The organism is Kaistia dalseonensis (assembly GCF_030814715.1).
Lineage (GTDB): Bacteria > Pseudomonadota > Alphaproteobacteria > Rhizobiales > Kaistiaceae > Kaistia > Kaistia dalseonensis.
The window spans coordinates 323,542-335,946 of sequence record NZ_JAUSVO010000006.1; the positions used below are offsets into that span (position 1 = coordinate 323,542).

At 64.7% G+C, this 12,405-nt stretch carries 12 protein-coding genes; 9 read left to right on the top strand and 3 right to left on the bottom strand.

Annotation, left to right across the window (positions count from 1 at the left end; all coding sequences use genetic code 11):
* Positions 1-11: 11 nt before the first annotated feature.
* From nagA to QO014_RS21000, 8 genes are all read left to right on the top strand, one after another.
* Complete coding sequence (gene nagA, locus QO014_RS20965) at positions 12-1,175, top strand: N-acetylglucosamine-6-phosphate deacetylase (RefSeq protein ID WP_266350705.1); 1,164 nt, start codon at positions 12-14, stop codon at positions 1,173-1,175.
* Positions 1,172-2,092, top strand: a complete 921-nt coding sequence (locus QO014_RS20970) for an ROK family protein (protein WP_266350706.1) — start codon at positions 1,172-1,174, stop codon at positions 2,090-2,092. Before nagA ends, QO014_RS20970 begins: the two co-directional genes overlap by 4 nt.
* Complete coding sequence (locus tag QO014_RS20975) at positions 2,089-2,829, top strand: copper homeostasis protein CutC (RefSeq protein WP_266350707.1); 741 nt, start codon at positions 2,089-2,091, stop codon at positions 2,827-2,829. The genes QO014_RS20970 and QO014_RS20975 overlap by 4 nt, the downstream gene beginning before the upstream one ends.
* A gap of 122 nt (positions 2,830-2,951) precedes the next feature.
* On the top strand, positions 2,952-4,118 hold the full coding sequence (locus QO014_RS20980) for an ABC transporter ATP-binding protein (protein ID WP_266350708.1): 1,167 nt from the start codon (positions 2,952-2,954) through the stop codon (positions 4,116-4,118).
* 87 nt (positions 4,119-4,205) lie between these two features.
* The gene (locus tag QO014_RS20985; protein ID WP_266350709.1) at positions 4,206-4,877 is read left to right on the top strand and encodes a cysteine hydrolase family protein; all 672 of its coding nucleotides are present in this window, start codon (positions 4,206-4,208) and stop codon (positions 4,875-4,877) included.
* Complete coding sequence (locus QO014_RS20990; RefSeq protein WP_266350710.1) at positions 4,874-5,491, top strand: cysteine hydrolase family protein; 618 nt, start codon at positions 4,874-4,876, stop codon at positions 5,489-5,491. The genes QO014_RS20985 and QO014_RS20990 overlap by 4 nt, the downstream gene beginning before the upstream one ends.
* Positions 5,492-5,505: 14 nt before the next feature.
* Entirely contained in the window at positions 5,506-6,921 is a 1,416-nt protein-coding gene (locus QO014_RS20995) for an allophanate hydrolase (RefSeq protein WP_266350711.1), read from the top strand.
* Positions 6,922-7,073: 152 nt separating this feature from the next.
* A complete protein-coding gene (locus QO014_RS21000; protein WP_266350712.1) occupies positions 7,074-7,199 on the top strand; it encodes a hypothetical protein in 126 nt (41 codons plus the stop codon).
* A 62-nt stretch (positions 7,200-7,261) separates the two neighbouring features.
* Here the strand turns inward: QO014_RS21000 and QO014_RS21005 are convergent, their stop codons facing one another.
* The 3 genes from QO014_RS21005 to QO014_RS21015 all read right to left on the bottom strand — a co-directional run bounded on the left by QO014_RS21005 (position 7,262) and on the right by QO014_RS21015 (position 10,584).
* A complete protein-coding gene (locus QO014_RS21005) occupies positions 7,262-8,056 on the bottom strand; it encodes a carbohydrate ABC transporter permease (protein ID WP_266350859.1) in 795 nt (264 codons plus the stop codon).
* Between the two features lie 80 nt (positions 8,057-8,136).
* Positions 8,137-9,087, bottom strand: a complete 951-nt coding sequence (locus QO014_RS21010; protein ID WP_266350713.1) for a carbohydrate ABC transporter permease — start codon at positions 9,085-9,087, stop codon at positions 8,137-8,139.
* Positions 9,088-9,303: 216 nt separating this feature from the next.
* Positions 9,304-10,584 carry an extracellular solute-binding protein gene (locus QO014_RS21015; RefSeq protein ID WP_266350714.1) on the bottom strand — a complete coding sequence of 427 codons (1,281 nt, stop codon included), beginning with the start codon at positions 10,582-10,584 and terminating at the stop codon, positions 9,304-9,306.
* 371 nt (positions 10,585-10,955) lie between these two features.
* On the opposite strand from QO014_RS21015, the gene QO014_RS21020 reads away from it, so the two are divergent.
* Complete coding sequence (locus QO014_RS21020; RefSeq protein WP_266350715.1) at positions 10,956-12,398, top strand: NAD(P)-binding domain-containing protein; 1,443 nt, start codon at positions 10,956-10,958, stop codon at positions 12,396-12,398.
* The last annotated feature ends 7 nt before the right edge of the window (positions 12,399-12,405 follow it).

The following is a 12,405-nucleotide window of genomic DNA, read 5'->3' on the forward strand; positions in this document are numbered from 1 at the left end:
GGACAATTGCTATGTCGACCCTCACCGCCTTCACGGGCGCCGAACTCTTTGACGGTGCAAACCGCCGACGCGATGTCGCCGTCCTGGTCGAGGACGGCCATGTGAAGGCTGTCGTCGAGCCGGGTCATCTGCCGGCCGATGCGACACTCATCACCCTCGATGGCGGCCTGCTCGTGCCGGGCTTCGTCGACCTGCAGGTCAATGGCGGCGGTGGCGCGCTGCTGAACAGTGCCACGACCGTCGAGGGCGTGCGCACGATCTGCACGGCCCATGCCCGCTACGGCACGACGGCGCTGCTGCCGACGCTGATCACCGATACGCCCGAGGTGACGGAGGCCGCGATCACCGCCGTGCGCGACGCGATCGCGGCACGGGTCCCGGGTTGCCTCGGCATCCATATCGAGGGTCCGCATCTGTCGATCGCGCGCAAGGGCGCGCATAATCCGGCCTTCATCCGCCCGATGAGCGAAGCCGACTTTGACCGCCTGACCTCGACCGGCATCGACCACGTGCTGACGACCGTCGCGGCCGAGACCGTCCCGCCGGCGCAGATTGCCGGGTTGGTGGCCAAGGGCGTGCATGTGACGATCGGCCATTCCGACGCGTCCTATGAGACCGTGACGGCGGCCTTCGCGGCCGGCGCGCGCGGCGTGACGCATCTCTTCAACGCCATGAGCCAGCTCGGCCATCGCATGCCGGGCGTCGTCGGCGCGGCGCTCGACAGCCCCGATGTCTGGTGCGGCCTGATCGCCGATGGTTTTCATGTTCATCCGGCAGCGATCAGCAATGCGCTTCGCGCCAAGCGGGCGCCGGCGCGCATCTATCTGGTGACGGATGCGATGTCGAGCGTCGGCTCCTCGCTGACCGAGTTCACGCTGAACGGCCGCGTCATCACGCGCGAAGGCGGCAAGCTGACGCTCAGCGACGGCACGCTCGCCGGCTCCGACCTCGACATGATCAGCGCGATCCGCTTCATGACGGAGACGATCGGTCTCTCGCTCGACGAGACGCTGCGCATGGCCTCGCTCTATCCGGCGGAATATCTCGGCATCGACCGCACGCATGGCCGCATCGCGCCGGGATCGCGCGCCGATTTCGTGCATCTCAAGGGCGATCTCGACGTCGCCGGCGTTTATATCGCCGGCGCTCGCCAGACCTTCGCGGCGCTCCAGTGAGACTGGTCGACATGAAGGGCGGTGCGGCTTTCGACATCGGCGGTTCCAAGATCGAGTTTGCGCGCGTTCATGCCGACGGCACGGTCACCGATCGTTCCACGCTGCCCACGCCCCATACGGGCTGGGCCGACTTCTCCGACGCGATTGCAGCCCTCGTCGAGCGTGGTGGCGGGGCGAGCCGGATCGGCATCTCGATCGCCGGCACGGTCGATCCGGCGAACGGAATCGCGCAGGCCGCCAACCTTCCCTCGATCAATGGCCATCGCATTGAGGCCGAACTTGCCGAACGCTTGGGCATTCCGGTCAAGGTCGGCAATGATGCGGATTGCTTTGCGCTTGCCGAGGCCAGTGTCGGCGCGGGGCGAGGCATGCCGATCGTGTTTGCGATCATCCTCGGCACGGGTGTCGGCGGCGGCCTCGTGGTCGGCGGCCGTCTCGTGCGCGGCGCCCATGGCGTCACGGGCGAATGGGGCCATGGCCCGATCCTCGCCGATGCGGTCCGGGCGCGCGGCATTCCGCTCGTCGGCTGCGGCTGCGGCCAGATTGGCTGCGTCGACACTTATGGCTCGGCGCGCGGGCTGGAGCGCATCCATCAGGCGCTGGCGGGCGAGGCCCGCACCAGCCAGGCGATCACGGCGGCATGGCACAATGGCGAAACGGCCGCGGCGCGGACGATCGATGTCTTCATCGATCTGCTCGCCGGCCCGCTCTCCGTGATTGTGAACACGCTGGGACCATCGGTCATCCCGGTCGGCGGCGGTCTGTCCTCGGACAATGCGCTGCTTGGCCGTCTCGATGTCGCGGTCCGGGAACGTGTGCTCGGAAACTATAACGCGCCCCTCGTCGTACCTGGCCTGACGCGCGGCGCCAGCGGGTTGATTGGTGCGGCGATGCTGGCGGAGGAGGATCCGGCATGACGATCAAGGTTGAAATCTGTGTCGACACGCCAGACGGCCTCGCAGCCGCCATTGCCGGGGGCGCCGACCGGATCGAGCTTTGCAGCGCCCTCGCACTCGGCGGGCTCACGCCCTCGCCGGGCCTGATGCGGCTCGCTGGCAAGGCGCCAGTACCCGTCTATGCGATGATCCGGCCACGCGAGGGCGACTTCGTGTTTTCGCCGGCCGAGATTGACCAGATGCGGCGCGAGATCGACGCGGCACGCGTGGCGGGCCTCGCCGGCGTGGTGCTCGGCGCCTCTGAGCCCCGGGGCAGGCTCGATAGCGAGGTGCTGTTTCGGCTGGTCGGCCACGCGGAAGCCCTCGGAACCACGCTGCACCGCGCCTTCGATCTGGTTCCGGACCCGAACGAGGCGCTTGAAACCGCGGTCGCTCTCGGCTTCGAGCGCATATTGACGTCCGGCCAGGCTTCCCGGGCGGTCGATGCGCTGCCGCGGCTGGCGGAACTGGTCAAGAAGGCAGGTGCGCGCATATCGATCATGCCGGGCTCCGGCATTCGGCCCGGCAATGCCGAGCAGGTGCTGCGGGAAACCGGCGCGCACGAAATTCACGCATCTTGCCGCACCGCCACAATCGATGTGGCGCCCGAGGCCGTTCACCTCGGCTTCGCCCCCGCGGCCGTCCTGCCGGCAACGTCTGAACAGTCGGTGTCGGAACTGGTGGCGACCGTCAGGATGTTCGAATTTGTGCGCGGCTAGGGCAGGCAGAACGATCAAAATCCCGTTTCTTGTTCGATACTGGTAGAAATTTCAGCAAAATGGCACTTTGACAGCCGGCAACGCCGCATGGCACTTTCGGCTGGAAATCAAGGTAGGGACCCATGGCTGAAATCGTCTTCGATCGAGTCACCAAGCGCTATGACGACGGGCAACTGGCCGTCAACGCGCTCAATCTGACGATCGAGGATGGCGAATTCCTCGTGCTCGTCGGACCCTCCGGCTGCGGCAAGTCGACCGCGCTCAGGATGATCGCCGGGCTCGAGGAAATCTCCGATGGCGAGCTCAAGATCGACGGCACGGTTGCCAACGATCTTGCCCCGCGCGATCGCAACATTGCCATGGTGTTCCAGTCCTATGCGCTCTATCCGCATCTGACCGTCGCCGAGAACATCGCCTTCGGCCTCAAGGTTCGGGGCGCCGACCAGGCCGAGATCGACCGGAAGGTCGCCGAGACGGCGAAGCTGCTCGAACTCACCGACTATCTGAAGCGCAAGCCCGGCAAGCTCTCGGGCGGCCAGCGCCAGCGTGTCGCCATGGGCCGCGCCTTGGTGCGCTCCCCCAAGGCGTACCTGATGGACGAGCCGCTCTCCAATCTCGATGCGCGCCTGCGCGGCCAGATGCGCGCCGAGATCGCCCGCCTGCAGAAGATGACGGGCGTCACGACCGTCTATGTCACGCACGACCAGGTCGAGGCGATGACCATGGGCGACCGCGTCGCCGTCATGAACAAGGGCGTCCTGCAGCAACTCGCCGGTCCGCGCACGCTCTATGACGCGCCGGCCAATCTCTTCGTCGCCGGCTTCATCGGCTCGCCGCCCATGAACCTGCTGGCCGGCCAGATCGTCGGCGAAGGCGGCAACCTGACGCTGCAGCTTGGCCAGCTGACCATCCCGCTCGACCAGGCCGCGCTTACCGCGCGCCCGGCGATTACCCGCAATATCGGCAAACCCATCATCGCCGGCGTCCGTCCCGAGGCGTTCCATTGCGTCCTCGGCGAGGCGACGCCACCCGGGACGCTGCCCGGCACGGTCGCCTTCGTCGAGGATCTGGGCGCCAGCCTGCTGGTGCATGTCGATCTCGACGGCGCCTCCGTGGTGGCCGCGGACGATCCGAGCGGCGGCGACGAGATGGTCGCCGCACGCACCCGCCTTCGTGCCGTGCTGGACGGCACGTTGCATTTCAAGGCCGGCGAGCGCATCCGCCTCACGGTCGATCCCGCGCGGATCCATCTCTTCGATGCCGCCACCGAGCAGGCGATCACCAGCTAGAACTTTTTCCGAGCGAAGTGGAAACCGGTTCGCGCGAAGGAAGCGCGACACATCAAATAGCTAGATCTGACGACTGGACGTTTTGACATGACGCTTTCCTGGCCGGTTTCCGGCTCGCTCGACCTCGACCGCACGGCGCTGGTCGTCATCGACATGCAGACCGATTTCTGCGGCCCAGGCGGCTGGATCGATCGTCTCGGGCAGAGTTTCGACAACACGCGCAAGCCCATCGGCCCGATCGCCGATCTCCTCGCCGCTGCCCGCGCTGCCGGCATGACAATCATTCACACCCGCGAAGGCCATCGGCCTGACCTGACCGACCTGAACCCGGTCAAGCGTTGGCGCAGCCGCGTTCATGGCGTCGGCATTGGCGATGAAAGCAACCAGGGCCGGGCGCTGACGCGCGGCGATCCCGGCCACGACATCATCCCCGAGCTCTATCCCGAGACCGGGGAGATCGTCATCGACAAGCCCGGCAAGAGTTCGTTCCACGCCACCGAGTTCGACCAGGTGCTGCGAGCGCGCGGCATCGAAGCACTGATCGTCTGCGGTGTCACCTCGGATTGCTGCGTGCAATCGACGATCCGGGACGGTGCCGATCTCGGCTATGACTGCGTGCTGGTCGTCGACGGCACGGCGGCCGTCGAGAGCGCCAATCATCAGGGCATGGTCGACGTGCTCTCGGCCTATGGCGGACGCTGGGGCGCCGTCATGCCGTCTTCCAGCCTGGTCGCCATGATCGAGGGGGCCGGACAATGACCAGCTTCGCACCGGTTGCGTCGAGACCCTATGCCTGGCCCTTCACCGGCAGTTGGTCGACTGAAGATACCGCGCTCTTCCTGATCGATTTCCAGAACGAGATCGCCGCCGAGACCCGCGCGGAGGATACCATCGCCGCGCTCGCGCCGCTGCTCTCCGCCTGGCGCGCGACTGGCGGACTGGTGCTGCATGGCCGCCGCGGCTTCGATCCGACGGTCGGGCTGCCACGCGTCGCCGCCCTCCGCAATGCCGCCCGCCCGGTCGACAGGATCCTGCCGCGCGGCACCGACGGCTGGCAGATCGTCGAGACGCTGGCGCCGCAGGATGGCGAGCCGGTCATCGATCACGCCGGCGACAATGCCTTCATCGGCACGGATCTCGATTTCCTGCTGAAGCGGCAGGGCATCGCGAACCTGATCATTGCCGGCCTGCGCACCGAGGGTGCGGTCCACGCCACCATGCGATCGGCCAATGATCTCGGCCTCGAATGTCTGCTGCTCGAGGATGGCACCGTGACCGATCTTCCCGGCGCCAAGGATTCCATCCTCAACATCACGCGCTTCGGCTACGCCCTCTTCGGGACGACCGCCCCGATCGCCGCCATCAAGCTTTGAGTGAAGACAACACCATGACTGCCACCTGGTCGCCCGCCACCGGCTCGCTCGATATCGCCACGCTGCAACGCCTCTATACCGAGGGCGCGCTGACGCCGAGCGCAGTCATCGACGCGATCTATGACCGCATCGCAGCGCGCGGCGATGATCATGTCTGGATCTATCTCGCCCCGCGCGCCGACCTGCTGGCGGAGGCGAGGAAGCTCGAAGAGACGGGCCCGACCGGCGATCCGCTCTGGGGCATTCCCTTCTCGGTCAAGGATTGCAACGACGTCCCCGGCATGCCCACGACCAATGCGCTGCCGGAAATGGCCTATACGCCGGAGACCACCGGCCAAGCGATGAACCGCCTGCTCGAAAGCGGCGCGCTCTGCCTCGGCAAGGTCAATATGGACCAGTTCGGCATCGGCCTCGTCGGCGTGCGCACGCCCTATGGCGCCTGCTCGTCCGTGTTCAACGAGGAGTTCATTTCGGGCGGCTCCAGCTCCGGCTCGGGCGTCTCCGTCGGTGCGGGCCTCGTCTCGTTCTCTGTCGCGAACGATGCGGCGGGCTCGGGCCGCGTTCCAGCCGCCTTCAACAATATTGTCGGGCTGAAGCCGACGCCGGGCTTCATCTCCAATTCGTCCGTCTCCGGCGGCGGCAGTCTGAAGAGCGCGGAGACGATGACCGTATTCGCGCTGACGGTCGAGGATGCCGTGACGGTCGGCAAGCGCATGGGCGGCTACGATCCGAGCTATGAATTCTCGAAGCCCGAGGCCGACCAGGTCGATCTCACCATCGCTCCGCTGCCGAAGAGCTTCCGCTTCGGCGTCCCCGCCGGTGCAGCGCTGCGCTTCTTCGGCGACGATGAGGCGGCGAAGCTGTTCGACCAGGCGATCGCCCGGCTGGAGACCATGGGCGGCACGCGGGTGGATGTCGATTTCACGCCCTTCGAGGAGACGCAGAAGCTGCTCTATGGCGGCCCCTTTATCGCCGAGCGCGCGCTCTCCATGGATGCCGTCACTGCGCAGTATCGCGAGCATATCCATCCGGTGACGCTCTCGATCCTGGAGACGAGCAGCAATCACACCGCCGTCGACGTGTTCCGCGCGATCCACAAGGTTGCGGCGCTGAAGCGCGACACGCGGGCGACCTGGGATGCGATCGACATCCTGCTCGTGCCGACGACGCCGACCATCTACCGCAAGAGCGAGATCCTGGCCGATCCGATCCAGCTCAATGCGCAGCTCGGCATCTATACGAACTTCGTCAACCTGATGGGGATGTGCGGCGTCGCCGTCCCGAACGGGTTCCGGCCCGACGGATTGCCGCTCGGCGTGACCTTCCTCGCCCCCTCCTGGCAGGACGCAAAGGCTGCGAGCTTCGCGGCTGCGTTCCAGAAGGCGACCGGACTGCCACTCGGCGCAACGGGTAATCCTCTGCCCGCCTGACCGGGCCTTCACGATCGTCAATCGGCTTCTTCTCCCCACCCCGCCTTACGCGGGGAGCGGGGAACTGCGGCAGTTCAGCCGCGCTTGATCAGGATCAAAGCGCGTCTGGGCGACCACGCGAAAACTCCCTGCGCAAGCCAAGGAGTTCAAGCATGTCTTCGACCAATATCGTCGCGATCATCGGCATCGTGGCTGCCTTCACGGCGTTCATGATCACGCTCGCCTGGGCCGAGCGCCAGACGCGCACCCTCCCGCAGCGCATCACCACAAAGAAATAGCGGCAGGAGCTTCCGCCGCCTGCCGCTTTTCAATCGTCCGCCGGGCTTCTCGCCTCGAGCGTTCAGTGCACGCCTTTGGTCAGTCCCTGGACGAAATAGCGGTTCATGAACAAGGCCATCAGCATGATGGGGACGGTCGAGAAGTGCGCCAGCGCACCGAGCGTGCCCCAGGTGATGTCCTTGGTGCCGAAGGCGGCGAGCAGCGCGACCGAGAGCGGCTTCGAATCGAGGTTCGTCAGGAACATCGCGACCAGGAAGTCGTTCCACGAGAACATGACGCAGAAGAGCGTGCTGGCGATGATGCCCGGCACGACGGTGGGCAGCGCCACGCGGATGAAGGCGCCCCATTGCGTGCAGCCATCGGTCAGCGCCGCCTCTTCCATGTCGCGCGGCAGCGACCGGAAATAGGAGAACATCATCCAGGTCACGAAGGCGCAGTTGAGCGTCGTGTTGATCAGGATGACGGCCCACCACGTTCCGAGCAGGCCGATATCGCGCATCATCAGATAGAACGGGATGAGCGTCGCGATGATCGGCACGGTACGGATCGCGAGGAAGAAATAGGCGACCCAGATCGCATAGCGCGATTGCGAGCGCGCCAGCGCATAGCCGGCCGGCACGCCGAGCAGCAGCGATAGCGCGGCCGAACCGAGGCTGATGATGATGCTCGACTTCAGCAGCGACCAGACGTCGAACACTTCGAAGACGCGCTGGAAATTGTGCAGCGTCGGCGTGAAGACAAAGCTCGGCGGAGACGAGAACATGTCCTTGGGCGGCTTGTAGGCGGTCGCTACCAGCCAGACGACGGGGATCATGTAGACGAGGATGATCGCGACGAGCGCGATGCGCTCGATCATGATCCGGCGCTGGAGCGCGGTCTGGCGACGGCGGCGGACGGCCGGAAGAGCGGAGGCGGGAAGCGTCGAAGCGGCGGAGCTCATTGTTCGTTGGCCTTCACGTCTGCACGGCGGATCATCAGCGTGAACGCGGCCGCCATCAGCCCGATGCAGAGGATCGTCACATTGCTGATCGCGGAGGCATAGCCGATATTGAAGAACTGCAGGCCCTGCTTGACGCCATAGACCATCAGCGAGGTGGTCGCATCGGCCGGCCCGCCGCCCGTCGTCACGAAGATCGAGTCGAAGACGCGGAACGCATCCATCATCCTGAGCACGAGCGCGAGAAACACGGTCGGCAGCAGCAGCGGCAGGATCACAAGCTTGAAGCGCTGCCAGGATGTGGCGCCATCGGCCAGCGCCGCCTCGAGAATATCGCCGGGCAGAGATTTGAGGCCGGCGAGCAGGATCAGCGCCACCAGCGGCGTCCATTCCCAGATATCGATGAAGATCAGCGTCGGCAGCGCCGTCGCCGTGCCAGCGAACAGGCCGCGCGGGCTCGTAATGCCCCATTCGGCGAGATAATAGCCGATATAGCCATAATCGACGGCGAGCAGCGCGCGGAAGATCAGGCCGACGACGAGCGGTGTGATCGTGACCGGGATGAGCAGGAAGGCGAGGCAAATCCGGTTGAAGCGCCCGTCGCGCCAGAGCAGCAGCGCCAGGCCCAGTCCCAGGACAAATTCAAAGAACACCGCGCCGATCGTAAAGACGAACGTATTGATGATCGCCCGCCGACCGGTGTTGTCGGTGAAGAGCTGGACGTAATTGTCGAGCCCGATGAAGGTCATCCGACCGCCATTCTTGAGCAGGCGGTAATCGAAGAACGAATACCAGATACCCTGGACGAGCGGATAGAGCGCGATCAGCACGATATAGGCGACGGCCGGAACGGCGAGCGCGATCAGGAAGAACCGGCGCCGGTCGCGAAAGCCGAGCCCCGAACGACGGCGCTGGGGAATGGACACAGAGCCTGAGGCAAGAGACGTCAAGGGCGAGTTCCTCGGTATCAGAGACCGGGACAGCCACTCGCGGCGTGAACCTCGGTCGGTCCCCTCACCTTGCGGGGAGAGCCAGGGAATGTATCGGCCTGGGATCATTAACAAGACCCGAGCCGGTACAAGCATTCCTCATATCGGAATTGGTCCCCCCTCCCCAGCCCTCCGCGCCATGGGCACGGAGAGCCAGAAAGGAAGGACCATGTTCGATCAGAACAGCTGGGCTGCCTTTTCCTGCGCTTCGTCGAGCGCGGCCTTCGGGTCGGTGCCGCCGACGAGCACGGCGTTCACGGCCGTGCCGAGCAGGTCCTGCATTTCCGGATATTGCGGGATGCGCGGACGATAGTCGCCATCGGCATTCTCGAACGACTTGGCGATGACGGGCAGGAACGGATACTTCTTGTTCAGGTCCGGATCGGCGAGCGTCGACTTGCGGATATAGCTGCCCGCGCCTTCCATGTTGAACTCCTTCTGGACTTCAGGGCTGGTCAGCCACTTGATGAAGGCCCAGGAGGCTTCCTTCTGCTTGTCGTCGATATCGGCGTTGATGCCCATGCCCCAGCCGCCGAGGCCGTACTTGACCGGCAGGCCCTTGCCCACCGGCGTATAGGTGATCGCGACGCTGTCGACGATCTTCGACATGTTGGGATCATAATAGCCCGGAGCGCCGACCGACCAGGTCTCCATCATGGCGACGAGGCCCTGACGGAAGCTCTCCTCGCGTCCACCCCAATCATAATCGACCGCGCCGGGAGGAGCCGCCTTGTCGAAGAGCTCCTTATAGACCTTGAGGCTCGCGACATTGGCGTCGGAATTCAGCGTCGGCTTGCCGTCGGCGCTCAGGATCGAGCCGCCGAGCTGGGCGTTGTACTGCAGCCAATCCTGCGCCACGGCGGCGCCCTTCTGGCCGTTGGCGACGAAGCCATAGATCTTCTTCGACGGGTCAGTCAGCTTGATCGCGGCGGCGACGAAGTCTTCCGCGGTCTCCGGCACCTTGATGCCGGCCGCGTCGAGCAGATCCTTGCGGTAGGCCATCACGGCAGCGTAGCCGGCGAAGGGGAACGCGACCTGCTTGCCGTTATACTGGCCGATATACTTGATGGTAGCCGGATAGATATCGTCGAGCTGCAACTCGGCGGCGTCACGCTTGATCCAGTCCGTCAGATCGACCGTGTAGCCATTGTCGGCATACTGACCTGCCCAGACGATATCCATCGTGATCAGATCGTAATTCTTGGTGTGGCCGACGAAATCGGCCTGCGTCTTGGTGAGCAGCGAGCCGTAGTCGAGGATGTCGACCTTGACGGTCGCGCCGGTCTTCTCCTCAAACTGGGGCGCAAGCTTGGCGATCACCGCGGCGAACTGGTCGTTCTGGGATGCCAGGTTCAGCGTCAGGCCCGCATAGGGCTTGTCCGCGGCGAGAGCCGTCGAAGCGAGAGCCAAGGAGGCGAGCGCGGCGAGACCGAGCCTCTTGGCAGATGTCTTGATCATTGTTCAGACTCTCTTCTGTTGTGACAAGGGAGCGGAAACGGAGTATACATCAAACAAAATCGCGCTCAAGAAACCACATTTGTTCAGGAATCACACAAATATGCACATCGCTCCTGCAAATGATCTAAATCAAGACATAGCGTCCAAGATGGATGCCACAATCAAAGCGATGTTAATCAGAGAACTATCACTTTGTTCGAATTTTTGAACCTGAACACGGTTTCGGCGCGATTAAGCGATCAGAGCATTGAATATTCGTGGAATGACATGACGCGGACCCTCTCGACATCCGGGCGATTGCCCAATTTCGCATCAAGCCCGCAATGCGGTCAATCGACTCCTGCCTGCATCCATGCCGGAGATGCGCGCCCATGAGCGGGACGGACCAGGGCCACCTTACGGGCCTCGCTGCTCTGGAACGGCGGATTGCCGCCGATCTGGAGCGCATCGAAGCGATGCCGCGCGACTGGATGCCGAGGCGTTCAGGGCCGGAGGGCGCGCCGCTTTATGACGTCGTCATCATCGGCGCCGGCCTGTCGGGGCTCTCGATCGGGTTCGGACTAAAGCGTCTCAGCGTCGATAATGTGCTCATAATCGATCAAAGCGCCGAGGGCCGCGAGGGTCCGTGGATCACATGCGCCCGCATGGACACGCTGCGCTCGCCCAAGCAACTGACAGGACCCGATCTCGGCTTGCCCAGCATGACCTACCGCTCATGGTACGAGGCGATCCATGGCGAGGCGGCATGGGAGGCGGTCGGCAAGATCGACCGCGCCGACTGGATGGACTATCTGCGCTGGTATCGCGCCATCACCGCGCTCAATGTGCGCAACAGCACGATGCTGAAGGGCGTCACGCCCCATGGCGACATCCTCGCGCTCGACGTCGAAGGCGCCAGCGGCGCCGAACGGCTCTATGCCCGCAAGATCGTGCTCGCCACGGGAATCGAGGGCGCCGGCGGATTGTCGGTGCCGAAATTCGTTTCCGAAGGCCTGCCGCGCGATCGCTGGACCCATAGCGGCGAGGAAATCGACGCGGAGCGCTTCGTCGGCCGCGAAATCGGCATTGTCGGCGCCGCCGCCTCCGCCTTCGACTGGGCCGTCGCCTCGCTACGGGGCGGCGCCGCATCGGCCACGCTCTTTGCGCGCTCGAGCGAGTTCCCCAAGACGGAAGTGCTCGCCTGGACGAATTTCCCGGGCTTCCTAGGCCATTTCGCCGATCTGGACGCGCTCCGGCGCTGGCGCTTCATGCGCCGCGTCTTCGATCTGAAGACGCCGCCGACCAATGAGATGTACCAGGCGGCCCATGCCTATCCCAATTTCAGGGTCGAGCTCGGCTGCCCGCCGCTCAGCGCCACGATGAATGGCGACCGTGTCCGGCTCGATACGCCGCGCGGCGCGTTCGAATTCGACCATCTGCTGCTCGGCACCGGCTACCAGATCGATCTCGGCCTGCGGCCGGAACTCGCCGCCTTCGTCGACCAGATCGCACTCTGGGAAGACCGCTTCTCACCGCCCGAGGGCGAGGAGGATCCGGGCCTCGGGCGCTATCCCTTCCTCGGCCCGAACTTCGAATTTACCGAGAAGATGCCGGGCATGGCGCCTTGGCTCGCCAATATCCATGTTTTCAATAATGGCGCCGTGCCGAGCCTCGGTCCGATCTGCAACGGCATTACCGGGCTCAAATATGGCGTGCCGCGCATGGTCGCCGCGCTGACGCGTGGGCTCTTCCTCGCCGATGCGGATACGCACTATGCCGACCTGATGGCTTATGACGAAGAACATTTCCGCCCGGAAGATCGCGGAACCCGATAGGAGGACA

Excerpts from the sequence above, each read along its gene's own strand:
- QO014_RS21005 (WP_266350859.1), bottom strand. The coding sequence starts at position 8,056 with ATGATCGAGCGCATCGCGCTCGTCGCGATCATCCTCGTCTACATGATC.
- QO014_RS21015 (WP_266350714.1), bottom strand. The coding sequence starts at position 10,584 with ATGATCAAGACATCTGCCAAGAGGCTCGGTCTCGCCGCGCTCGCCTCC.
- QO014_RS20975 (WP_266350707.1), top strand. The coding sequence starts at position 2,089 with ATGACGATCAAGGTTGAAATCTGTGTCGACACGCCAGACGGCCTCGCA.
- QO014_RS20990 (WP_266350710.1), top strand. The coding sequence starts at position 4,874 with ATGACCAGCTTCGCACCGGTTGCGTCGAGACCCTATGCCTGGCCCTTC.
- QO014_RS21000 (WP_266350712.1), top strand. The coding sequence starts at position 7,074 with ATGTCTTCGACCAATATCGTCGCGATCATCGGCATCGTGGCTGCCTTC.
- nagA (WP_266350705.1), top strand. The coding sequence starts at position 12 with ATGTCGACCCTCACCGCCTTCACGGGCGCCGAACTCTTTGACGGTGCA.
- QO014_RS20995 (WP_266350711.1), top strand. The coding sequence starts at position 5,506 with ATGACTGCCACCTGGTCGCCCGCCACCGGCTCGCTCGATATCGCCACG.
- QO014_RS20985 (WP_266350709.1), top strand. The coding sequence starts at position 4,206 with ATGACGCTTTCCTGGCCGGTTTCCGGCTCGCTCGACCTCGACCGCACG.
- QO014_RS21020 (WP_266350715.1), top strand. The coding sequence starts at position 10,956 with ATGAGCGGGACGGACCAGGGCCACCTTACGGGCCTCGCTGCTCTGGAA.
- QO014_RS20980 (WP_266350708.1), top strand. The coding sequence starts at position 2,952 with ATGGCTGAAATCGTCTTCGATCGAGTCACCAAGCGCTATGACGACGGG.